The organism is Pseudogulbenkiania subflava DSM 22618, assembly GCF_900177275.1.
GTDB lineage: Bacteria > Pseudomonadota > Gammaproteobacteria > Burkholderiales > Chromobacteriaceae > Pseudogulbenkiania > Pseudogulbenkiania subflava.
Map to the genome: position 1 here is coordinate 46,372 of NZ_FXAG01000025.1, position 21,744 is coordinate 68,115.

A 21,744-nucleotide genomic window follows, 5' to 3' on the forward strand; every position below is an offset into this window, starting at 1 on the left:
TCCTCCCACAACCCATCGCCTGCGTCGGATGGGGCTGCTAACAACGACACCACATGATGACTCTCCCCAGCTGGCGCGATTGGCTGTTTTCGGCCAAGACCTTTTTCGCCGCGATACTGGCCCTGTACATCGGCATGGCCCTTGGACTGCCACGCCCTTACTGGGCCATGTCCACGGTGTACATCGTGTCGCACCCGCTGATTGGCGCCACCCGCTCGAAAGGGCTTTACCGGGTCATCGGCACCCTGATTGGCGGCGCCGCTGCCGTGCTCTTCGTGCCCCGGTTCGTCAACGAGCCGATCCTGCTGAGCCTGGTCATTTCACTCTGGACCGGCACGCTGCTGTGCCTGTCGATGCGCGACCGCACGCCTCGCAACTACCTCTTCATGCTCTCGGCGTACACCTTGCCGATGATCGCGCTGCCCGCCGTGTCCCAGCCCGAGGCGGTGTTCGACATTGCCCTGTCCCGCAGCGAGGAAATCGTGCTCGGCATCGTCTGTGCCAGCGTGGTTGCCGCCATCGTCTTTCCCAGCAAGGTGGCGCCGGTGCTCGAAGCCCGCATCGGCGCCTGGTTCAAGGATGCCGGCAACTGGGCCGCGGAAGCCCTGTCGCCCGCGTTCGCCCGCAGCCATCCGGCAACCCGCCATCGCCTGGCCGCCGACATCCTGTCCCTGGACCAGTACATCTCCCACCTGGCCTACGATGCCGCCAATGCGGACATGGTGCACACCACGCGCGAATTGCAAAGCCGCATGAGCATGCTGCTGCCCATCCTGTCCTCGCTCACGGCGACGCTCGACGCCGCGCGCAAGCTGGAGCAGGGCGTGCCCGCCCCGTTGACCGGGCTGATGGAGGCCATCGCCCGCTGGATCATCGCCTCGCAGGGCAGCAAGGGGCGCGACGAGGCAGCGCGTTTTCAGCGCCAACTGGCCGATGCGCGCCGCAGCGGCCCGGACGCGGAATGGAACGATCTGCTGATCGCGCACGCCGTCGCGCGCCTGCAATCGCTGATTCGGCTGTGGCAAGACTGCCTCGACCTGCGCGACATGATTGCGCGGGGCGAAGCCGATACCGCGTGGAAACCGGCGTACCGGCGCTGGGAGCTCGGCGGCAAGGCGCGGCATTACGACCATGGCATGATTCTGTTCGCGGCGGCATCGGCCTCGCTGGCGATCTTCCTCGCCTGCCTGCTGTGGATCGGCATGGGCTGGAACGACGGCGCCAGCGCGGTGATCCTGGGCGCCGTCGCGAGCTGCTTCTTTGCCGCACAGGACGAGCCGGCGCCGCTGATCCGCACCTTCTTCACCTGGGCCGCGGTCAGCATCCCGCTCACCGCCGTGCTGCTGTTCCTGATCATCCCGGCCGCGCACGAGTTCGAAACCCTGGCGCTGATGCTGGCCATCCCGTTTCTCGCCATCGGCACCCTGGCGTCGCACCCCCGTTTCACCATGGCCGCCATGCTGCTGACGGTCAACACCGCTTCGTTCCTCGGCCTGCAGGGGGCTTACGACGCCGACTTCACCGCCTTCTTCAACAGCAGCGTGGCCGGGGTGTGCGGGGTGCTGTTCGCCTTGTGCTGGACCCTGCTCACGCGGCCGTTTGGCGCCGAGCTGGCGATGCGCCGCCTATTGCGCGCGAGCTGGAAAGACCTGGCTGAGACCGCGGCGGGCAGCCACCGCGGCGATTACGCCCACCTCACGTCGCACATGCTGGACCGCCTGGGCCTGCTGGTGCCGCGCCTGGCCGCCAGCGACGACGACCACGGCGATGCCGGCTTCGGCGAGCTGCGGGTAGGGTTCAGCACCCTGGACCTGCAGCGGGATGAACACCGCCTGCCGGAGACAGCGCACGTGGCGATCGACCGCGTGCTCCAGTCGGTCGCCGGGCACTACCGGGAGTGCGTCGACCACCATGGACAGCGCCAGCCTCCCGCTTCGCTGCGCGAGGAAATCGACCGAGCCCTGAGCCTCACCAAGGCGGAGCTGGGCAGGGCGGCGCGGGAAGCCCAGAACGCCCTGGTGGAATTGCGCATCACGCTGTTTCCCGATGCCGCCCGCTTTGTCGCGTTGACCGGGGCCGTCGTCGCTGCCCCCACTGCAGGAGAAACCCCATGATTGGCGAAGTCGATCTCTACGGCGTGTTCATCCCCAGCCTGCTGGTGCTGATGCTCATCGCCCTGGCCGTCACCGGCTGCCTGCGCTTTGTCCTTCTGCGACTGGGCGTCTACAAGCTCGTCTGGCACCGCTCGCTGTTCAATTTTGCCCTTTACGTGATCGTGCTCGGCGGCACGGTCGCCTTGACTCGCGGATTGCACCCATGAAAAAAATCATTCGAAACGCAGGATCGGTGATCCTGACACTGACTGTCGTCGTCATCGCCGCCGTGGTCGGCTGGCACCTGTGGGACTACTACAGCAACGCGCCGTGGACCCGGGATGGCCATATCCGTGCCGACGTGGTCCAGATCGCCCCGGACGTCTCCGGGCTGATCACCACCGTATCGGTGCGCGACAACCAGCTCGTGAAGCGCGGCCAGGTGCTGTTCGTGATCGACCGCGCCCGCTACGAGCTGGCGCTGAAGCAGGCTATGGCGGCGGTGGCGGCGCAGCGCGCCACGCTGGCCCAAGCCCGTCGCGAGACCGTCCGCAGCCGCGCTCTGGCCGACCTGGTGGCCAAGGAAAATCTGGAGGAAAGCGAGGCCAAGGTGCAGCAGGGCGAAGCCACCCTGGCCGCCGCCGAAGCCGCGCTCGACGTCGCCCGCATCAACCTGGAACGCACCGAGGTGAAAAGCCCTGTGGACGGCTACCTGAACGATCGCACACCGCGCCTGGGTGATTACGTCACCACCGGGCGCCCGGTGCTCTCCATCGTCGATGCCCGCTCCTTCCACGTCGACGGTTACTTCGAAGAAACCAAGCTCAACAACGTGCACATCGGCCAGCCGGTCGACATCCAGATCATGGGCGATTCGCATACCCTGCGCGGCCACGTGCAAAGCATCGCCGCCGGCATCGAGGACCGCGACCGCAGCAATGGCGCCACCTTGCTGCCCAACGTGAACCCTACCTTCAACTGGGTGCGCCTGGCGCAGCGGGTGCCGGTGCGCATCGCGCTGGATGAGGTGCCCGACGACTTCCGCCTGATCGCCGGGCGCACCGCCACGGTATCGGTACAGACGGTCACGGCGCTGGCCAAGCCCGCCGCGAAACAGGGGGAGGCCCGCTCGTGAAACGCCTTTCCGCTCTCGTGTCTCTCGCCCTGCTGGGCGGGCTAACGGCCTGCACCACGGTCGGCCCGGATTATCGCGTGCCGGATAACGCCCTGGTGCGCGCGCCTTCGGCCAACGGCGCCTTCATCGGCGGCAACGGTGCTGGGGTGTCACTCGACCCGGTCCCCGCCGGCTGGTGGCGGCTCTACCGCGATCCGGTGCTGGACCAGTTGGTGAGCCAGGCGCTCGAAGCCAACACCAGCATCCGTATCGCTTCGGCCAACCTGCGCCGGGCCATGGCGGTGGTGACCGAGGTCGACGCCGAGCGTGGCCCGCACGCCGGTGTGACGCTGGCCGCCAAACGTGCGCGCGAGTCGGGTGAAACCTTCCTGCTGGAAGAAAAGCTACCGGTGTTGAACGAGGGCGATGCGGGCATCCAGATCGCCTACCAGATCGACCTGTTCGGCAAGCTGGCGCGCGCCGAAGAGTCCGCCCACGCCAGCGCCGAGGCCAGCGAAGCGGCGTTCGACCTGGCGCGCGTCTCGGTGGCGGCGGAAACCGTGCGTTCCTATGTGCAGATGTGCTCGGCGGGGCACGAACTGGCGGCCGCGCAGCATGTGCTGGACCTGCAGAACCGCAGCGTCGACGTCGCCCGCCGCCTCGCCGACGCCGGGCGCGGGCGCATCACCGACGTGCTGCGCGCGCGCTCCCAGGCCGATACGCTGCGCGCCACGCTGCCCCGTTTCCAGGCCGAAAAAGACGCCGCTCGTTACCGGCTGGCGGTGATGGTCGGCAAACCCCCGCAACAGCTGCAGGACACCCGGATCGACTGCCAGACCGAACCGCGCATCCAGCAGAGCATCCCGGTCGGCGACGGCGCCGCGCTGCTCAAGCGCCGCCCCGACGTACGCGAGGCCGAGCGCCAGCTCGCCGCCGCCACCGCCCGCATCGGGGTGGCCACCGCCGCGCTCTACCCCAGCATCATCATCGGCGCCTCGGCAGGGTATAGCGGCATTCTTGAGCACCTCGGGGAAGGGCGCACCGAACGCTTCGGCCTCGGCCCGCTGATCAGCTGGACGATACCCGACAGCGGCGCGCGCGCCCGGGTCAAGATCGCCAAGACCGACGCCGAAGCCGCTCTGGCGCGCTTCGATGGTGTCGTGCTCAACGCCCTGCGCGAGACCGAAACCGCGCTGAGCTTCTACTCGCGCAACCTGCAGCGCCATGCCGACCTGCAGGCGGCACGCGACGAAGCCCGCGAAGCCGCCGAGCAGAACCGCCGCCTCTACCAAGCCGGGCGCGTGCCCTACCTGTCGAGCCTCGACGCCGAGCGCACCCTCGCCAACACCGAAGCCTCGCTGGCCAGCGCGGAGAGCCAGCTTGCCGTCGACCAGGTCAACCTGTTCCTGGCACTGGGCGGCGGCTGGGAGAGCGAGGCGAAGCAATGACACTGGCCGTGGCTATTTCTCCTTGCCGACGACGGCCGTCGGGGAACTGGCCAGCAGTTCGTCGATGAACACCCGCAGCACGGCCGGCAGTGCTGCGCCGCGCCACGCGATGGCGGCAGATGGCCACTGCGAGCTGAAGCGGGCGGGATCGATCTGGCGCATCTCGCCGCTCTCGACCCGGCGGGCGACGTAATGGACCGGAAAAACCCACGTAGGCGCCGGACAGGATCAGGATGGCCTGCGCCTCGACGTTATCGACGGAGGATCGGGGAAAAGGTTGCACCACGCCGTCAGCCGGTGCTCTCGGCGGCAGGGCGCTTGGCGGAAGAGTAAGGGAGTCGAACCCTCCCGGGACCGCTGGCGGCCCCATCCGGATTTGAAGTCCAGCCGCCCCACCGGGAGCGAGACTCTTCCAATATGGTGACAAACAGGTGGCGCGGGCAGCCCACTGCAACCGTGCGTCATTATATGCACCCGCTAGCGGTCGATAAAGTGCGCGATGGCTCGGCTCATGACTCGAACAGGGTCGCGTCGCGCAGCCAGTGGCGGTTGCCTAACCGCCGGGTGAAGCCGCAGCGGTCGAAAAACTCGAGAATCTGGATGGCGAGCTTGCGCCCCAGTCCCAGCGCGTCGCGCAGGCCGGACGCCTCGACGAAGCCATGCTCCCCGGCCAGCCGGCGCACCGTGGCGGCGATCTGGCGCATGCGTTCCTGGGCGAAATAGCGGTCGCTGACAACAGCGACCGTCAGCCCTTGGCGCGCGGCTTTTTTCAGCAGGGCACGCACCACGCTCTCGTCCTCGCCCAGTTCCTGGGCCACGTCGCGCACCCAGCCACCCTCGTCCCGCTGCAGCAGCACGACCGCGCGCGTCCACAGTTCTTCCTCCTCGGCGTTGAAGCTGACGCGGTGCTCCGGCAGGTGCAGCCAGCCACGCGCATTGAGAATGCCGCCGCTGCCGATCAGTTCGCCAATAGCCTGGTCGGCGGCATCGGTCGGCTCTTTCGGTAGCGAAATGCGGCGCAGGGCACTGCGCGCCACGCCGATCTCGTCGGGATGGCTGGCGTGGCGTTCGGCCAACGTGGCCAGCAGGGTGGTCTGCAGGCTTTCCCAGCGCGCGGGGGTATAGAGCCAACCTTCGTTGCCGCCGACCCGCTTCAGGGGATGCGCGTCGAGCAGTCCGCCCAGTTGGCCATCACCCAGTTGGCGCGCCCAGGCGAAGGCGGGCCGCGAGACCGGCTGCCAACGGCTGGCAAGGTCGAGCACCGCCCGATCGTCAGCGATAAAACGGGCCAGCTCGGCGAGATAAGCGAGCCGTGCCGGCGCACGTTTGCCACGTGCCGGTGGGGTGATCTCCAGCACGCGCGCCGAGGCGAGTGTCGATTGCGCCGAGGCGTCGCGCACGATCAGCCGGTCGTTGTCGGCCAGGTGCAAGGCACCATCGAATACCAGTTCGGCAAGGCCGCATTGGCCGGCGTCCAGCCGCGGCGGATCGAGCAGCGCCAGGCGGCCGGTGATGTGGCTGGCGGCATGGTGCAGATGCACCGCTTGCCAGTGCGCGAGGGGGCGCTTCAGCGCCAGGTCGGCCTGCAAGTGCACCGTGACGCGTGAACTCGGTTCGGGTGGTTCGAGCGCCAGCAGCCAGTCGCCGCGCGCGACGTCATCGCAAGCGAGGTCGCCGCTCAGATTGAGCGCCAGGCGCTGATGCGCCTCGCCTTGCTCGGCCGCCTGGTTCTGGGCGTGGATGCCGCGCACACGCACGGGCTTGCTGACCCCGGTCAGCCAGAGCGTGTCGCCCACCCGGACTTGGCCGGCCAATGCCGTGCCGGTCACCACCAGACCCGCACCCCGCACCGTGAAACGGCGGTCGATGGCGAGACGGAAGCGCCGGGCACGCGCCTCGGTCGGCGGGGCGGGCAGTTGCTGCAAGTGGCTGGCGAGCGCATCCAGCCCGGCCCCGCTCTTGCTGGAGACCGCCCACACGGAGCTGCCGGCAAACCGGGTCGGCGCCAGCAGGGCGGCAACAGCGCCGGCCACGGACGCGACACGTTCCGGCGCCACCAGGTCGCACTTGGTCAGCGCGATGCTGGCCGCCGGAATGTCCAGCAGGTGGAGGATGGCCAGATGCTCGACGGTTTGCGGCATGATGCCGTCGTCGGCGGCGATCACCAGCAGCGCGTGATCGATGCCGCCCACACCGGCCAGCATGTTGGCGAGAAAATGTTCGTGACCGGGAACGTCGATGAAGCCGAGCCTCCGCCCGTCCGGCAAGGCCAGGTAGGCGTAACCGAGATCGATGGTCATGCCACGCCGCTTTTCTTCCGGCAGCCGGTCGGCGTCGGTGCCGGTCAGGCGGGCGATCAGGGAGGTTTTGCCGTGGTCGACATGGCCGGCGGTGCCGATGATCATGAGTGCGTCTCCGGCCCGGCAAACGGCAACTGGGCGAGGTTGGCCATCAGGCCGGCCTCATCCTCCAGGCAGCGCAGATCAAGCCACAGCCGGCCATCCTGCACCCGGCCGATCACGGGCCTCGGCAGCGCGCGCAAGGCACGGGACAGACTGTCGAGGGTGCTGCCACGGCCATCGCGCGGGCTCAGCGTGATCGCCCAGCTCGGCAGCCTGTCCACCGGCAAGGAACCGCTGCCGATCTGCGACAGGCAGGGCTCGCTGCCCACCACGAATGCCTCGTCGAGAAGCGGGCGCAACGCGGGGCAGAGGCGTTCGGCCTGCTGTTGCATCGCCTGCTGCGGTCGCGTCAACAGGCGCAGCGTCGGCAGCGCCTGGGGCAGGTTTTCCGGCTCGAGATAGAGCCGCAAGGTGGCCTCGAGCGCGGCCAGCGTCATTTTGTCACAGCGCAGCGCCCGTTTCAGCGGGTGCTTCTGGATACGGGCGATCCACGCCGCATCGCCGATGATCAGCCCGGCCTGCGGGCCGCCGAGCAGCTTGTCGCCGGAAAAACTGACCAGATTCACGCCGGCGGCGATCATCTGCTGCGGCATCGGCTCGGCCGGCAACCCCAGCCGCGTCATGTCGGCCAGCGCACCGCTGCCAAGATCGGTGACCAAAGGCACGCCGCGCGCGGCAGCGAGCCGGGCCAGTTCCGCCTCGCTCACGCTGTGAGTGAAGCCCTCGATGGCGTAGTTGCTGGTATGGACCTTCATCAGCAGCGCGGTATCGGGGCCGATGGCCTCGGCGTAGTCGCGCAGGTGGGTGCGGTTGGTGGCGCCGACTTCCACCAGGCGGCATCCCGCCTGGCGCATCACGTCCGGCATGCGAAACGCGCCGCCGATTTCCACCAGCTCGCCCCGCGACACGATCACCTCGCGCCCGGCCGCCATGGTGCTCAGCATGATCAGCACCGCCGCCGCGTTGTTGTTGACCACGCAGGCCGCCTCGGCGCCGGTCAGCTCGCGCAAGAGTTCGCTGACGGCCTGGTCGCGATGCCCACGGCCGGCCCCGTCCAGATCGTATTCGAGCGCCACCGGCGCGCGCATCGCCTGCATGACCGCCGCCACGGCGGCCTCGGGCAGCTGCGCGCGCCCCAGGTTGGTATGCAACACGGTGCCCGTGAGGTTGAAGACGGGGCGCATCTGCAGTTGCTGCCGTTCGGCCAACTCGTGGCGTACCACGTTGAGTAGCGGGGCCTCGTCGCTTGCCCAGACGGGCAGGCTGCCATGCTCACGGATGTGACGGCGCGCCATGTCCAGTCGCTGGCGCAGTGCGCGCAACACGGCTTCACGGCCGTGGCGCTGCAGCGCGTCGGCCAGGCCGGGCTGCAGGAGCAGCTTGTCGATGGAAGGGAGTCGGCTGTACAGGGTCTGGCTGTCCATGATGGCCTTCGCAGGGTTTCCGACCAGGGAGAGGAATAATTGATGATGACATAAAAAAGGGGGCCGGGCGCAAGCCCGCCGCCCCCTCGAGACGGTTACTGCACGAACAGGAAGGGGTTCTGCCCGGAGCTGGCGAAACCCTGCTCTTCGACATGCCAGTCCAGCGCCAGGCTGGCCAGGTCATCGGCCACCGGCTCGACGGCGACATCCTTATCCTGATACAGCACCTTCAGGTAGCTGTGACAGTCGCCGCAGCTTTCCGCCTTCACCGCCGCCTCCACGCTGTCGAGCGACCAGTAGCCGAGATCACGGCTGGACGAGCAGCAGCTGCACTGCGCCCGCACCACGTGCCATTCACTCTCGCACAAGCTGCAATGCAAATAGCGGTGGCCGGGTTCGGCGCCAAGACGGACGACGCTCGCCACCGGCGGCGCGGCGCAGACCGGGCACACACTGCGGTCGGCGCCGGGGTCGGCCTGCAGCCGGCCATCGATTGCCGCGGCAAGCTGGCTCCAGTTGAGCGACAGCGCCGCCCACAGGAAGGGCGCAACGGCCACGCCGCCCGCCGCACTGTCGCCGGCCAGCAGCGCACTCGCCCAGGCCTCGCGCTCGCTGCGACTGGCCTGGGCGAGCCGGTTCACGGCCGCCTGCAAGGCCTCCGGCAAGGGTTTGCAGGCGATGGTGGACAGCAGCGCGTCAAGGTCGTCCTGCCACGGCAGGCGGCCCCGCCACCCGGCCGGGGCCAGTGGCGGCATGCCGTGCTCGGCGCAGCGGCTTACCAATCCGGCCAGCTCCTCGGGCGGCGTCAGCGGCCGCGCGGCCAGCCGCCGCGCCTGGGCCGTCACCAGGTCGGCCGCAAAGCCCAGGTAGTCGGCCATCGGGTGATGAGCCGACAACGCCCGGAGCCTTGCCGCCCTGGCCGCGTACAGCGTGGCCGGGTGGGGCTGTAGCCAGTTCGGCGCCGGGCTGGGCTCGACACCGGCTTCCAGCCTGTCGATCGGTACGATACGAATATTCACCTAGGCTCCTTTGCACCCGATTGGCCGGTCATTTCGCGGAACCAGCGCGGATGATGCTTCTTCGCCCAGCCGTAGGTCACCACCCCCTCGACCATGGCCCGGATCGTGCCCTTCACCCAGATCGCCGCGTAGATGTGGATGATGATGCCGGAGATAAGCAGCACCGCGGCCACCGCATGCGTCAACAGCGCTACCCGGATCAGCGGGATCGGGAACGACGGCGAGAAGTACGGCCGCCAGATCACGATGCCCGACGTCAGCAGGGCCAGCAGGCACACGCACATCAGCCAGAACAGGCCTTTTTGCCCGCCGTTGTACTTGCCGGTATCGCCCACCTCGTGCCCCCGCAGCACGCTGCCCACCGACTTCATCCACTTGATGTCCTCGGCGTTGATCAGGTTATGGTGCCAATAACGGAAAAACTGCCTCAAAAACCCCACGAACATCAGCACCCCGACGAACGGGTGGACGATACGCGCCAGTTGCGGCGTGCCGAAGATGCCGGTGAGCCAGAAGAAGGCGGGGTAGAACAAAGCCAGTCCCGACAAGGCCAGCAGCACGAAGCACAGGGCCACGAGCCAGTGGTTGATCCGCTCCGCGGCGTTGTAGCGCACGATCAGCTTTTCGCGGCTCATGCTTGATCCTCCTCATCATCGTCATCCGGCCGGTTCGGCCCGACCCCGATGTAGTGCAGGAACCCGAACAGCCCGGCGGCGGCGAAGCCAATCGTGGCCAGCGGCTTGAGCAGGCCTTTCCATAGCTTGACCACGGGGCTGATGGTGGGGTTCTTGCGTAGACCGGAGTAGAGGCCGGGCCTGTCGGCATGATGCAGCACGTACATCACGTGCGTCCCGCCCACGCCGGGCGGGTCGTACAGGCCGGCATTCGGAAAGCCGCGCGATTTCAGGTCCTCGACACGCTCGCCCGCGAAGGCGGTCATGTCTTCCTTGCTGCCGAAGCGGATCGCGCCGGTCGGGCAGGTTTTCACGCAGGCGGGTTCCTGGCCCACCATGACGCGGTCGGAGCACAAGGTGCACTTGTAGACCTTGTTGTCTTTCTGGCTGAGGCGCGGTATGTCAAACGGGCAGCCGGAGATGCAATAGCCGCAGCCGATGCAATACTCCGACTGGAAGTCGACGATACCGTTGGCGTACTGGATGATCGCGCCCGGCGACGGGCACGCCTTCAGGCAGCCCGGATCGGCGCAGTGCATGCAGCCGTCCTTGCGGATCAGCCATTCGAGCTTGCCGTTTTCCTCCACCTCGTTGTAGCGCATCACGGTCCAGCTCTGCGCCGACAGGTCGGCCGGGTTGTCGTAGACACCGACGTTGCTGCCGATCTCGTCGCGCAAGTCGTTCCATTCCGCGCACGCCACCTGGCAGGCCTTGCAGCCGATGCAGGTGGTGACGTCGATCAGCTTGGCGACCTCGATCTTGTGCTCCCTGGCCACCGGGGGCTGGGTAGGAGAAGCCGACCGGCGCAGGATATCTTGCGATTGCAGTGCCATGTCTGCTCCTTAAAGCTTTTCCACGTTGACGAGGAAGGACTTGAACTCCGGCGTCTGGGTATTGGCGTCCCCGACGAACGGCGTGAGGGTATTGGCGATGAAGCCTTTCTTCGCCACGCCCTCGTAGCCCCAGTGGATCGGAATCCCCACGTGGTGCACCGTCTTGCCGTCCACCGTGAGCGGCTTGATGCGCTTGGTCACCACCGCCTTGGCCTTGATGTAGCCGCGCTTGGACGACACTTTGACCATGTCGCCGTGGTTGATGCCTTTCTCCTTGGCCAGCGCCTCACCGATTTCAACGAACTGTTCCGGCTGCAGGATGGCATTGAGCCGCACGTTCTTGGTCCAGTAGTGGAAGTGTTCTGTCAGCCGGTAGGTGGTGGCGGCGTAGGGGTAGGCATCGGCCTTGCCCATGTCGGCCAGATCGCCCTTGAACACGCGCGCCGCCGGATTCGACACCACCTTCGGGTGCAGCGGGTTGGTGCCGATCGGGCTCTCGAACGGTTCGTAGTGCTCGGGGAACGGGCCTTCCGCCATCTTGTCGAGCGCGAACAGCCGCCCCAGGCCTTCGGCCTGCATGATGAACGGCGCCATGGCACTGCCCGGCGGCTCGTCGAGCTTGTAGTCCGGTACGTCGCTGCCGACCCATTTCTCGCCGTTCCACTTGATGAGCTGGCGGGCGGGGTCCCACGGCGTGCCGTCCGGCCGGGCCGAGGCACGGTTGTACAGGATGCGGCGGTTGGCCGGCCATGCCCAGGCCCAGGCCGGGGTATTGCCGAAGCCGGTATCGGTGTTGTCGCGCCGCGCCATCTGGTTGCCCGCCTGGGTCCAGCTGCCGGTGAAAATCCAGCAACCGCTCGAGGTGGAGCCGTCCGCCTGCAGCAGGGCGAAGCCGGGCAGCAGCTCGCCCTTCCTGGCCAGGAACTTGCCCGGTTCCTTCGGGTCGGGGAGGTCGGCCAGCGCCTTGCCGTTCATTTCCTTGGCCAGTTCTTCCGGCTTGGGCTCCATCGGGTTGGCATAGGCCCACGACAGCTTCATGATCGGTTCGGGGTAGGCGCCGCCTTCCTTCGCGTACAGGGCTTTGAGCTTGACGAAGATGCCGGCCAGTATCTCGACGTCGGCGATCGCCTCGCCAGGCGCATCGGCGCCTTTCCAGTGCCATTGCAGCCATCGCCCGGAGTTGATGATGGCGCCGTCCTCTTCGGCAAAGCAGGTGGTGGGCAGGCGGAACACTTCGGTCTGAATCTGTTCCGTCTTCACGTCGTTCTGCTCGCCGTGGTTCTTCCAGAAGGTTGAGGTGTCGGTAACCAGAGGGTCGATGATCACCAGGAACTTGAGCTGCGACAGCGAGGCCACGATCTTGTTCTTGTTGGGGAACGAGGCCACCGGGTTGAAGCCCTGGCAGAGGTAGCCGTTGACCTTGCCCTGGCTCATCATCTCGAAGTACTGCAGTACGTCGTAACCCTTGTCCCACTTGGGCAGCCAGTCGTAGCCCCAGTTGTTGTCGCTGCTGGCGTTGTCGCCCCAGAACGACTTCATCAGGCTGACGAAGAACTTGGGATAGTTCTGCCAGTAGTTCATCTGCCCGTCGGCCAGCGGCTTGCTGGTGTACTTGGCCAGATGCGCAGCCAGATCCGTCTCTTTTTCCGACGGTAGCGTCAGGTAGCCGGGGAGGCTGGTCGAGAGCAGGCCGATATCGGTCAGGCCCTGGATGTTGGAGTGACCGCGCAGCGCGTTGACGCCGCCACCGACCATGCCCATGTTGCCGAGCAGCAGCTGGACCATCGCCATGGTGCGGATGTTCTGCGAGCCGATCGAATGCTGGGTCCAGCCCAGGGCGTAGAGGAACGACGTGGTGCGATCCGGCGCGGCGGTGCCGGCCAGGTGCTCGCACACCATCAGGAAGGTTTCCTTGGGCGTGCCGCAGATGCGCTCGACCATCTCCGGCGTATAGCGCGCCACGTGTGCCTTCAGCAGGTTCAACACGCAGCGCGGGTCCTGCAGCGTGTCGTCGCGCCGGGCGAAGCCCTGGTCGTCGAGCTGATAGCTCCAGGTCGCCTTGTCGTACTTGCGCGTGGCCTCGTCGTAGCCGCTGAACAGCCCCTCCGAGAACTGGAAGTCCGGGTTCACTAGCAGCGCGGCATTGGTGTAGGCGAGGGTGTATTCCTTGTTGTACTTGCCGGTTTGCAGCAGGTAGCGGATCACGCCGGAGAGGAAGGCGATGTCCGTTCCGGTACGGATCGGCGCGTAGTGGTCGGCCACCGACGCCGTGCGGGTAAAGCGCGGATCGATGACGATCAGCTTGGCCTTGTTGCGGGTCTTGGCTTCGATCACCCAGCGGAAGCCGACCGGGTGGGCCTCGGCGGAATTGCCGCCCATCACCACGATAATATTGGCGTTCCTGATGTCGACCCAGTGATTGGTCATGGCACCGCGACCGAATGTTGGGGCAAGACTTGCCACCGTCGGTCCGTGTCAGACACGCGCCTGGTTGTCGACTGCCAGCATCCCCAGGCTGCGTACGAATTTCTGCGAGAGCCAGCCGGTTTCGTTACTCGAGGCCGAGGCACACAGCATGCCGGTGGTCAGCCAACGGTTGACCGTGACGCCGTCGGCATTTTTCTCGACGAAGTGGGCATCGCGGTCCTGCTTCATATGGCGCGCGATGCGTTCGAACGCTTCTTCCCACGAAATCCGTTTCCATTCCTTGCCGCCGGGCTCGCGCACTTCCGGGTGCTTGAGGCGGTTTTCGCTATGCACGAAATCGACCAGGCCGGCCCCCTTCGGGCAGAGCGCGCCGCGGTTGACCGGGTGGTCCGGGTCGCCTTCGATGTGGAAGATGGTGGATTTGGCGTTCTTGGCGCCGTCGCCTAGGCTGTACATCAGGATGCCGCAGCCAACCGAGCAGTACGGACAAGTGTTGCGGGTTTCCGTGGCACGCAGCAGCTTGTAGCTTCGGACATCCGCCAGCGCGTTCTGCGGCAACATGCCGAGCATCGCGAGGGTCGAAGTGGCCAATCCTCCCGCGCTCAGCTTGAAGAATTGCCTTCTGGTGACTTGCATCAAAGTCTCCCTTAAGTGCGTGTACGACAAGGTGGAATGGATGGCAGCCGTGTCCTGGCCATGCGATGTGAGCAAGCGTCCGGCTCGTGTTCTTTGCCATCGGGTAATGCCAAAACGCAGGTTGGGACCAACCGGATTCGGTCTGTCGTTTGACTCTTTTTAGTACAAAGTGGCCGATCCTGCCCTTGCAAACCAAGGCTTCGGCCAACCTCGCATCAACAGCACCGCGTAACGCGCACTCGCAGCCGCCCATCGCTCATTACACTGCGCTGCTTATGCTCTTTGTAGTATGCAGTGGCCATAAAGCCAGCCCGCATGGCGCCAGCGGGGTAAACCGCGATAGCCACGGAGAACGAGACCCATGCCCAAGACCAGTGCCGGCATCCTGCCTTACCGCCAACGCGACCAGCGCTACGAGGTGCTGCTGGTACATCCGGGCGGCCCGTTCTGGGCCCACAAGGACCTTGGTAGCTGGTCCATCGCCAAGGGGGAATACGAGAAAGGAGAAGACCCGCAGCAGGCGGCGCTGCGCGAGTGCGCCGAAGAAACCGGCTATCGGCCGAGCGGCGCGTTGCTGCCGTTGACGCAACGCAAACAGCCCAGCGGCAAGGTGGTCGACGTCTGGGCCACGGAAGGCGATTGGGATGAAACGACGCTGGTGTCCAATACCTGCCGGCTGGAATGGCCGAGAGGGTCGGGCCGATGGCTTGAGGTGCCGGAGGTCGACCGCGCGGCCTGGTTCGGCTTCGACGAGGCACTGCAACGCATTCTGCCGGGACAGCGTGGTTTCATCGAGGAACTGTTCGCCCTGCTGGCCGGACAGGCGCCGGCTCGGCAGGGCGGAGATCCGGACTGATCAGGTGGCGGTTATTCCAGCACCTGGGCGTCGATCTCGGCAGGGGGCGCATTACCGTTCTTGCGCATCAGCAGCAGGAAGGGCAGGGCCAGCAAGGTGGCCACCATCATGATGCGAAAGTCGGTGAGATAGGCCAGGAAGCTGGCCTGGCGGGTCACTTCGTTGTTAAGCGCGGCAAGACCGCCCGGGCTGCCCGGATCGAGCAGGGCCGGCAGACCGGCTCGGATCGCCGGGCTGGCGCTGGTGACGAGTTCGGCCAACCTGGCATGATAGATGGCGCTATTGCGCGTGAGCAGGGTCTGCATCAGCGAAATGCCGATACTGCTGCCGATATTGCGGAACAGGCTGAAGATCGACGTGCCGTCCGAGCGATAGCGGCGGTCGAGGGTGGAGAACGTCACCGTGGTCAGCGGTACCGACACAAACCCCACCCCCATGCCCTGAATGACGCCGGGCCAGACAATCCCGCCTTCGCTCATGTCGAGGGTGTAGCCCGACATTTGCCAGAGCGAAAGGGCGGTCAGGCTGAAGCCCAGCGCGATCAGCGCGCGCGGATCGACCTTGCTGGTCAGCCGGCCGGCCAACAGCATCGCCAGCATGGTGCCGATGCCACTCGGCCCGGTCACAAGGCCGGTGGTGACCACCGGATAGCCCATCAAGGTCTGCAGCAAGGGCGGCAACAAGGCGCGGGTGGCGTACAACAGCAGCCCCACCAGAAAGTAAAACCCCAGCCCGGTCACGAAGTTGCGGTCTTTCAGCAGGTTGACATTGAAGAACGATGGCCCCTGCGCGGTCGCCGTGAGTACCACGAAAAAGGTCAGGCTGACCAAGGCGCCCACCGCTTCCAGCACGATTTCGGTGGAACTGAACCAGTCGAGCTGCTCGCCGCGGTCGAGCAGCATCTGGAACAGGCCGATGGCCAGGCTCAAGGTCAGGAAACCGTAAAAATCGAAGCCGAGCTGGCGGTCGGTCTCGGTTTCGCGGATGTAGGCCTTGATACCGTAGAACGAGAGCATTCCGACCGGCAGGTTGATGAAAAACACCCAGCGCCACGTCAAGTTGTCGGTCAGCCAACCCCCGAGCGTCGGCCCCAGAATCGGCCCGATCATCACCCCCATGCCCCACACCGCCATCGCCTGGGCATGTTTTTCCGGCGGGTTGGAATCCAGCATCACCGCCTGCGACAAGGGCACCAGCGCCGCGCCGAACAGGCCTTGCAACAGCCGTGCCAGCACGATCTGCACCAGCGACTCGGACAAGCCGCACAACATCGACGCCACCGTGAAACCCACCACCGCGACCAGAAACACCCGCTTGCGCCCAAAACGCCCGGTCAGCCAGCCGGTCAATGGGGTGGCGATGGCGGCGGCGACGATATACGAGGTCAGCACCCACGAAATCTGGTCCTGCGATGCCGACAAGTTGCCCGCCATGTGCGGCAGGGCCACGTTGGCGATAGTGCTGTCGAGCGTCTGCATGATGGTCGCCAGCATGATGGCGAGGGTAATGAAACCACGATGCGCCCCGGGGTCGGGCGCGGTGGAGTGGGGGTGGGCCTGAGACATGGGTGATTCCGGACAAGCGGGCGGCCTCGGGGATGGGTCGCCTTGAATAACTTTAGTGATAGTAACCTACGTCATTATAGACGAGCAACAAGCGTGGGAATAGCGCGAGACCGACGGCGATAGCCATGCGAGAGCCCCACGCCAGGCCCCCAAATCAATACAAAGCCGGTCCCATCCCCGTCAATCCTCCGAGAGATTCGCACGCGCAGAGCAGCACATGAGCCCCGATCAGGGATGCGCGGCAAGATCGGGAACAGGTTCTGAGCACCATCACCCGGCCGGCAGCGCCGGGGCACCGGGTAATCAACTCTCCAGCAGGGCCAGCATCTTGCGCAGCAAGGCATCCAGCTGGTTTTGTTCTTCCAGCGAAAACGACGACCACAGCTGCCGGTATTGTTCGCGCCGTTGCGGCTGCAACTGTTCGACGAAGGCGATACCGGCCGCGGTCAGCTGCAAGTAGGTCTGACGCCGGTCGGACTCGCTCGCCACGCGCTCGACCCAGCGCTTGTCCACCAGTTCGTCGGCAATGCGCGTGCAATGCGTGCGCGAGGTGTTGATGAACACGCTCAGCTCCGACGGCAGCAAGCGGCGCTGCGGGCTGCTATAGAGCACCACCAGCGACGTCCAGGTGGTGTAGTTGAGCCCGTACTCCTTGAGCCGGGCGTCGAAGAAATCGCTCAATTCACCACTGACGTGCAAAAACAGCCGGGTCAGGATCGCCTCGCGCAGGGGGGAGCCCGGAATCTGGCTGGCAATGGCGGTAATGGCCGACTCGTACGGTTTGAAGCTATCGCTCATGACGCTGGAAAGAGTAGGTATGTCAAACCGGGGATGATACCCGCGCCCGGCGCCGCGTGCAGCCTTGGCTCAGGTATGACGAGGGGAAATAAGCGCTGGCACATCGAGAGGGCACGACAAGCGCCAAGGGGGCCGTCCGTACAGTCTCGCCAGCACCGGGCTGGCGAGATGCATTGCGCGAAGAGGCGGCCAGCTTGTCGTCCCCTTTGCGCCTGCTCAAGGTCTTTGTTCGACTACGCTGACCCGGCAAAAGACCTTGAACAGGTTTTTACAGCAGCTCAGTTGTAGACGTCGAACGAGAAGTACTTCCGCTGAATCTTCTGGTACGTGCCATCCTGGCGAATATCGGTGATCGCCTGGTTGATCCGCTGGCGCAGCTCCTGATCTTCCTTGCGCAGGCCAATCGCCGCCCCCACGCCCAGCGTTTTGGCATCGTGCAGCACCGGGCCGATAAAAGCGTAATCACGGCCCCGCGGCGTTTTGAGTAAACTCATGTCGGCTTGCACCGAATCCTGCAAGGCGGCATCGAGTCGGCCCGAAAGCAGGTCCTGATACACCAGATCCTGGTTTTGATACGACACCACCGTCACCCCGTTCGGCTCCCAGTATTGCTTGGCGTAGGCCTCTTGCGTGGAGCCTTGTTCCACGCCGATGCGCTTGCCCTTGAGCGATTCGACACTGGTCAGGGGGGCATTCTTCCGGGCGACCAGCCGTGACGGCGTGTGGTAGACCTTGTCGGAGAAGGCGATCTGCTGCTGACGCTTCTCGGTCACGCTCATCGACGACAGGATGGCGTCGAACTTCTTGGCCTTCAAGGCAGGAATAATGCCGTCCCAGGCATTTTCCACCCATTCGCAGCGCACCTTCAGCTTGTCGCAAATGGCATTGCCGATATCGATGTCGAAACCGACCAGCTTGCCATCGGGCGATTTGGATTCGAACGGGGCATACGACGGGTCCAGACCAAAACGGATCACGGTCAATTCCTTGGCGTTGACGCTGCCAAGCGCCAGGCCAAGCGTCACGGCCAATACGAGCTTGTTCATTATTGTCTCCTGAGTGTACGGCTTATCATCGAGGGGCGAAGAAGCCAGCCTGCCGGGTGGAATGACGGGCGGGTGCTGGCCAGGGGGAAGCACGCACAAGGTGCTCAACAAGGAATCGGGGAGGGGAGCGCCAGGAAACGCTCCACCAGGCGCGCCCAATACGCGGCGCCAATCGGCAGGTTCCTGTCGTTGAAGTCGTAGCCGGGGTTGTGAACCATGCAGCCATCCTCGCCTTCGCCGTTGCCAATACGCAGGAAACAGCCGGGGCGAGCCTGCAGCATGTAGGCAAAATCTTCGCTCCCCATCAGTTGCGCGGTGTGGGGAACCACGTTATCGGCGCCCACCAGTTCCTGGGCCACCTGGATGGCAAACTCGGTTTCTCGGTCGGAGTTGATCACCACCGGGTAGCCCATCAAGTATTCGATTTCCGCCGTGGCACCATAGCTGGCCGCCTGTTGCTGAACGAGCGCCGTGATGCGTTCCTTGAGCAGGGCGCGCACCTCCGGACAGAACGAGCGCACGCTCAGTTCGAGCCGCGCCTGCCCTGGTATCACGTTGTTGGCGGAACCGGCCTGCAACACCCCGACCGTCACCACCGCCGGCTGCGCCGGCTCGATATTGCGCGACACCACCGTCTGCAAGCCCATCACGATGCTGGATGCCACCACCACCGGGTCCACCGTCAGATGCGGTCGCGCGGCATGCCCACCCTTGCCGTGGATCGTGATAAAGATATTGTCGCCCGCCGCCATGAAGGGCCCCTTGCGGAACAGGAAGGTCCCTGCGGGCGCGCCAGGATGGTTGTGCACGCCAAATACCGCATCACAGGGAAAGCGTTCGAATAGACCGTCCTTGATCATGCACTGCGCACCACTATCGATGCCCCGCTCTTCCGCCGGCTGGAAATAGAGGTGGACGGTGCCGGAGAAACGACGCGTTTCCGCCAGGTATTTGGCCGCCCCCAGCAACATGCTGGTATGGCCGTCGTGGCCGCAGGCATGCATTTTTCCGCGACGCTGGCTGGCGTAGGGCAAACCGGTCTGTTCGAGGATGGGCAGCGCATCCATGTCGGCGCGGATGCCGATGCGGCGTTGGCCATCGCCCACCGTCAGCGAACCCACCACTCCTGTTCGACCGACGCCCGTCGTCACCTCATAGCCCCATTGCTGCAGCTTATGCGCGACGAGTGCCGCCGTTTCCAGCTCTTCATAGGCCAATTCGGGGTGCTGATGCAGATGATGGCGAATCGCACACAGTTCCTCCGCCATTCCGGCGAGATCGCCGACTTCACAGTAGCGCTTGGCAATATCCATGGTGTTGCACTTTCCAGAGAGGCTGTCCCCCGGGAGGGAAAGCGGGTGGATCACATTGCCGCCAGTCGTGGCAGCGGGTTGACGCCACATTACGGTTTGCTTTGCGCTCTGAAAAGATGTAATTTTTTTTGAAGTGATCAGATTTTTTTATCAAAGGCAACGCATGAAACTGCAACAGCTAGAGGTGTTTGTCGCCGTCGCCGAGGAGAAAAGCCTGCGCGCCGCGGCACGGCGCCTCGATCTGACTCAACCCGCCGTCACCCGGACCGTGCAGGAACTGGAAAGCGACCTGGGGGTGGTTTTGATGACGCGGAGTGTGCAGGGCATCGAGCTCACCCCCTTTGGCACCGCCCTGAGAATACGAGCCCAGCAATTGCTGGAAGATGCGCGCCGCGCGCGCGAAGAGATGAACCAGATCAAGGGGGATATGCGCGGCAAGGTCACCGTCAGTGCCACATCGACGGTTGCGCTGACGCTATTGCCACAGGCCATTGATCGTTTTCAGGAAGCGGCGCCGGAAGCCGAACTCACCTTTCTGGAGGTGAAGTTTCCGCAAGCGACCCAACACTTGCGGGATGGGTCGATCGATTTTCTCGTGTCGCACGTGCTGCCCGACATGCTTGATGACGGCCTGACCAGCATTCCGCTGTTTACGGTCGACTTCGTCGTAATGGCACGGGAACAGCACCCGCTCAGGCATGCCCGCCGTCTGGCCGAACTGGCGGATGCGCAATGGTCCACCACGGTGACCTCCGGGGGCGCCCAGCACAGCGTGATGGAGGCGCTGTTCCAACAAGAAGGGCTGCCTCTGCCGCGCCGCCTGATCCAGTGCTCGTCCTTTGCCATTGCGCTCGGCCTCGTGTCCGGCACCGACACGCTGGTGTTGTTTTCACGCTTGCTGGCGCAACGCATCGCAGACCTTGGTCTACGGCAAATCCCCCTGGAGCAGCCGCTGCCCGCCCTGGAGATGAGTATTGTGATGCGTAAAGACATCCTGCTCACGCCGGTCGCCCAGCATTTCGTCGCCTGCCTGCGCTCCGCGGCAGAAGCGCTTGCTTGAGCCTTGTGAGCAGTAAGAACCTGTTCCCGATCTTGCTACGCGTCATGTACTACTTGTGTTCATTCCGGTTTCTACGCTGCTCTTCACCCCGCTGAGGGCCGCTTGCGACAGATCGTGAACAGGTTCTAAGTGCTTCTCGATGCATACTGCTTGACGCACCGCTGCCTACACCGAACAACCGACATGGATCACGCGCGGCTGATCGACAGCAGGATATGTCCGTGCCGCCCGAGAAAAAAACCCCGCCCCTCCGAGGAGAAGCGGGGTAAAGGGGACACACTCCCACTTGGTCACTACGCAAACACAACTAACAAATCCTTGTTGGCGATCCGCTTACCCGAACTCACCAGCACCTCGCGGATCACCCCGTCCCGTTCGGCCTTCACCGCCACTTCCATCTTCATCGCCTCCAGCGTCAGCAGCGTGTCGCCCTTGGCCACCGCCTGGCCCGGCTTGACCGCCACCGTGCTCACCATGCCCGGCATCGGCGCGCCGACGTGGTGCGGATTGTCCGGGTCGGCCTGCGGGTGGCTGTGCGCCGCCTGCACACCGTCCTGCGCCACCTTGATCAGGCGCGGCTGGCCGTTCAGCTCGAAAAACAGCTTGGTGTGCCCGTCGCCGGTGTCGGCGCGGCCGAGCAGCTGGATCACCAGGGTCTTGCCGCGCTCCAGTTCCACCCACACTTCCTCGCCCTCGCGCAGGCCGTAGAAGAACGCGGTGCTGGGCACGGCGGAGACGTCGCCGTAGCGCGCCTGGTGCTCGGCGAAGTCGCGGAACACCTTGGGGTACATCAGGTACGAAGCCAGTTCCGGCTGGCTGAGCGGGCGGCCAGTCTGCTGCTCGACCTTGGCCTGCTCGGCGGCGAGGTCGACCGGCGCCATCGTTTCGCCGGGGCGGCCGGCCAGCGGTGCCTGGCCCTTCAGCACCTTGCGCTGCAACTCGGCCGGGAAGCCGTGCGCCGGGGTGCCCAGTTCGCCCTTGAACAGGGACACCACCGACTCGGGGAAGTCGATCTCGCGCGCCGGATCGAGTACGT

The 21,744-nt window shown here is 65.2% G+C and carries 18 protein-coding genes and 1 tRNA gene; 6 read left to right on the forward strand and 13 right to left on the reverse strand.

Going from position 1 to position 21,744, the window contains the following annotated elements; genetic code table 11:
• The first annotated feature begins 53 nt into the window (after positions 1-53).
• From B9N72_RS18095 to B9N72_RS18110, 4 genes are read left to right on the forward strand one after another with little or no spacing between them, the layout of a single operon-like run.
• Entirely contained in the window at positions 54-2,114 is a 2,061-nt protein-coding gene (locus B9N72_RS18095) for an FUSC family protein (RefSeq protein WP_085277606.1), read from the forward strand.
• Positions 2,111-2,320, forward strand: a complete 210-nt coding sequence (locus B9N72_RS18100) for a DUF1656 domain-containing protein (protein WP_085277607.1) — start codon at positions 2,111-2,113, stop codon at positions 2,318-2,320. The genes B9N72_RS18095 and B9N72_RS18100 overlap by 4 nt, the downstream gene beginning before the upstream one ends.
• Positions 2,317-3,228, forward strand: coding sequence for an efflux RND transporter periplasmic adaptor subunit (locus B9N72_RS18105; RefSeq protein ID WP_085277608.1), 912 nt, complete (start codon positions 2,317-2,319; stop codon positions 3,226-3,228). Before B9N72_RS18100 ends, B9N72_RS18105 begins: the two co-directional genes overlap by 4 nt.
• A complete protein-coding gene (locus B9N72_RS18110) occupies positions 3,225-4,655 on the forward strand; it encodes an efflux transporter outer membrane subunit (RefSeq protein WP_085277609.1) in 1,431 nt (476 codons plus the stop codon). Before B9N72_RS18105 ends, B9N72_RS18110 begins: the two co-directional genes overlap by 4 nt.
• A 12-nt stretch (positions 4,656-4,667) precedes the next feature.
• On the opposite strand, the gene B9N72_RS21500 is transcribed toward B9N72_RS18110, so the two are convergent.
• The 8 genes from B9N72_RS21500 to fdnG all read right to left on the reverse strand — a co-directional run bounded on the left by B9N72_RS21500 (position 4,668) and on the right by fdnG (position 14,070).
• A complete protein-coding gene (locus B9N72_RS21500) occupies positions 4,668-4,817 on the reverse strand; it encodes a hypothetical protein (protein ID WP_234986040.1) in 150 nt (49 codons plus the stop codon).
• 157 nt (positions 4,818-4,974) lie between these two features.
• Positions 4,975-5,069, reverse strand: a tRNA-Sec gene (locus tag B9N72_RS21130).
• A gap of 95 nt (positions 5,070-5,164) precedes the next feature.
• Positions 5,165-7,060, reverse strand: a complete 1,896-nt coding sequence (gene selB, locus B9N72_RS18120; RefSeq protein ID WP_085277610.1) for a selenocysteine-specific translation elongation factor — start codon at positions 7,058-7,060, stop codon at positions 5,165-5,167.
• Positions 7,057-8,481, reverse strand: coding sequence for an L-seryl-tRNA(Sec) selenium transferase (gene selA / locus B9N72_RS18125; RefSeq protein ID WP_085277611.1), 1,425 nt, complete (start codon positions 8,479-8,481; stop codon positions 7,057-7,059). The genes selB and selA overlap by 4 nt, the downstream gene beginning before the upstream one ends.
• A gap of 95 nt (positions 8,482-8,576) precedes the next feature.
• Positions 8,577-9,500, reverse strand: coding sequence for a formate dehydrogenase accessory protein FdhE (gene fdhE / locus B9N72_RS18130; protein ID WP_085277612.1), 924 nt, complete (start codon positions 9,498-9,500; stop codon positions 8,577-8,579).
• Complete coding sequence (locus tag B9N72_RS18135; RefSeq protein WP_085277613.1) at positions 9,497-10,135, reverse strand: formate dehydrogenase subunit gamma; 639 nt, start codon at positions 10,133-10,135, stop codon at positions 9,497-9,499. Before B9N72_RS18135 ends, fdhE begins: the two co-directional genes overlap by 4 nt.
• Entirely contained in the window at positions 10,132-11,007 is an 876-nt protein-coding gene (gene fdxH, locus B9N72_RS18140) for a formate dehydrogenase subunit beta (protein ID WP_085277614.1), read from the reverse strand. Before fdxH ends, B9N72_RS18135 begins: the two co-directional genes overlap by 4 nt.
• Before the next feature lie 9 nt (positions 11,008-11,016).
• Positions 11,017-14,070, reverse strand: coding sequence for a formate dehydrogenase-N subunit alpha (gene fdnG, locus B9N72_RS18145; protein ID WP_085277615.1), 3,054 nt, complete (start codon positions 14,068-14,070; stop codon positions 11,017-11,019).
• A 361-nt stretch (positions 14,071-14,431) separates the two neighbouring features.
• Between fdnG and B9N72_RS18150 the strand changes: the two genes are divergently transcribed.
• Positions 14,432-14,926: an NUDIX hydrolase gene (locus tag B9N72_RS18150; RefSeq protein WP_085277616.1), complete on the forward strand. Its 495-nt coding sequence runs from the start codon at positions 14,432-14,434 to the stop codon at positions 14,924-14,926.
• Positions 14,927-14,937: 11 nt separating this feature from the next.
• Here the strand turns inward: B9N72_RS18150 and B9N72_RS18155 are convergent, their stop codons facing one another.
• From B9N72_RS18155 to B9N72_RS18170, 4 genes are all read right to left on the reverse strand, one after another.
• Positions 14,938-16,491, reverse strand: coding sequence for a DHA2 family efflux MFS transporter permease subunit (locus tag B9N72_RS18155; RefSeq protein ID WP_085277617.1), 1,554 nt, complete (start codon positions 16,489-16,491; stop codon positions 14,938-14,940).
• A 303-nt stretch (positions 16,492-16,794) separates the two neighbouring features.
• Positions 16,795-17,289 (reverse strand): MarR family transcriptional regulator, encoded by a 495-nt coding sequence (locus tag B9N72_RS18160; RefSeq protein ID WP_085277618.1) that lies wholly within the window; start codon positions 17,287-17,289, stop codon positions 16,795-16,797.
• A gap of 278 nt (positions 17,290-17,567) precedes the next feature.
• Positions 17,568-18,335 carry an ABC transporter substrate-binding protein gene (locus tag B9N72_RS18165; RefSeq protein WP_085277619.1) on the reverse strand — a complete coding sequence of 256 codons (768 nt, stop codon included), beginning with the start codon at positions 18,333-18,335 and terminating at the stop codon, positions 17,568-17,570.
• A gap of 104 nt (positions 18,336-18,439) precedes the next feature.
• Entirely contained in the window at positions 18,440-19,648 is a 1,209-nt protein-coding gene (locus tag B9N72_RS18170; RefSeq protein WP_085277620.1) for a M20 aminoacylase family protein, read from the reverse strand.
• Between the two features lie 163 nt (positions 19,649-19,811).
• Here B9N72_RS18170 and B9N72_RS18175 point away from each other — a divergent pair, with 163 nt between their 5' ends.
• Positions 19,812-20,708, forward strand: coding sequence for a LysR family transcriptional regulator (locus B9N72_RS18175; protein ID WP_085277621.1), 897 nt, complete (start codon positions 19,812-19,814; stop codon positions 20,706-20,708).
• 293 nt (positions 20,709-21,001) lie between these two features.
• On the opposite strand, the gene B9N72_RS18180 is transcribed toward B9N72_RS18175, so the two are convergent.
• On the reverse strand, positions 21,002-21,744 hold a 743-nt coding region (locus B9N72_RS18180), incomplete at its 5' end, for a biotin/lipoyl-containing protein (protein ID WP_143477862.1).

What these genes read in the sequence shown, in the direction of transcription:
- B9N72_RS18095 (WP_085277606.1), top strand. Translation starts at nt 54, where the DNA reads ATGATGACTCTCCCCAGCTGGCGCGATTGGCTGTTTTCGGCCAAGACC.
- B9N72_RS18100 (WP_085277607.1), top strand. Translation starts at nt 2,111, where the DNA reads ATGATTGGCGAAGTCGATCTCTACGGCGTGTTCATCCCCAGCCTGCTG.
- B9N72_RS18105 (WP_085277608.1), top strand. Translation starts at nt 2,317, where the DNA reads ATGAAAAAAATCATTCGAAACGCAGGATCGGTGATCCTGACACTGACT.
- B9N72_RS21500 (WP_234986040.1), bottom strand. Translation starts at nt 4,817, where the DNA reads ATGCGCCAGATCGATCCCGCCCGCTTCAGCTCGCAGTGGCCATCTGCC.
- selB (WP_085277610.1), bottom strand. Translation starts at nt 7,060, where the DNA reads ATGATCATCGGCACCGCCGGCCATGTCGACCACGGCAAAACCTCCCTG.
- selA (WP_085277611.1), bottom strand. Translation starts at nt 8,481, where the DNA reads ATGGACAGCCAGACCCTGTACAGCCGACTCCCTTCCATCGACAAGCTG.
- B9N72_RS18135 (WP_085277613.1), bottom strand. Translation starts at nt 10,135, where the DNA reads ATGAGCCGCGAAAAGCTGATCGTGCGCTACAACGCCGCGGAGCGGATC.
- fdxH (WP_085277614.1), bottom strand. Translation starts at nt 11,007, where the DNA reads ATGGCACTGCAATCGCAAGATATCCTGCGCCGGTCGGCTTCTCCTACC.
- B9N72_RS18150 (WP_085277616.1), top strand. Translation starts at nt 14,432, where the DNA reads ATGCCCAAGACCAGTGCCGGCATCCTGCCTTACCGCCAACGCGACCAG.
- B9N72_RS18155 (WP_085277617.1), bottom strand. Translation starts at nt 16,491, where the DNA reads ATGTCTCAGGCCCACCCCCACTCCACCGCGCCCGACCCCGGGGCGCAT.
- B9N72_RS18160 (WP_085277618.1), bottom strand. Translation starts at nt 17,289, where the DNA reads ATGAGCGATAGCTTCAAACCGTACGAGTCGGCCATTACCGCCATTGCC.
- B9N72_RS18165 (WP_085277619.1), bottom strand. Translation starts at nt 18,335, where the DNA reads ATGAACAAGCTCGTATTGGCCGTGACGCTTGGCCTGGCGCTTGGCAGC.
- B9N72_RS18170 (WP_085277620.1), bottom strand. Translation starts at nt 19,648, where the DNA reads ATGGATATTGCCAAGCGCTACTGTGAAGTCGGCGATCTCGCCGGAATG.
- B9N72_RS18175 (WP_085277621.1), top strand. Translation starts at nt 19,812, where the DNA reads ATGAAACTGCAACAGCTAGAGGTGTTTGTCGCCGTCGCCGAGGAGAAA.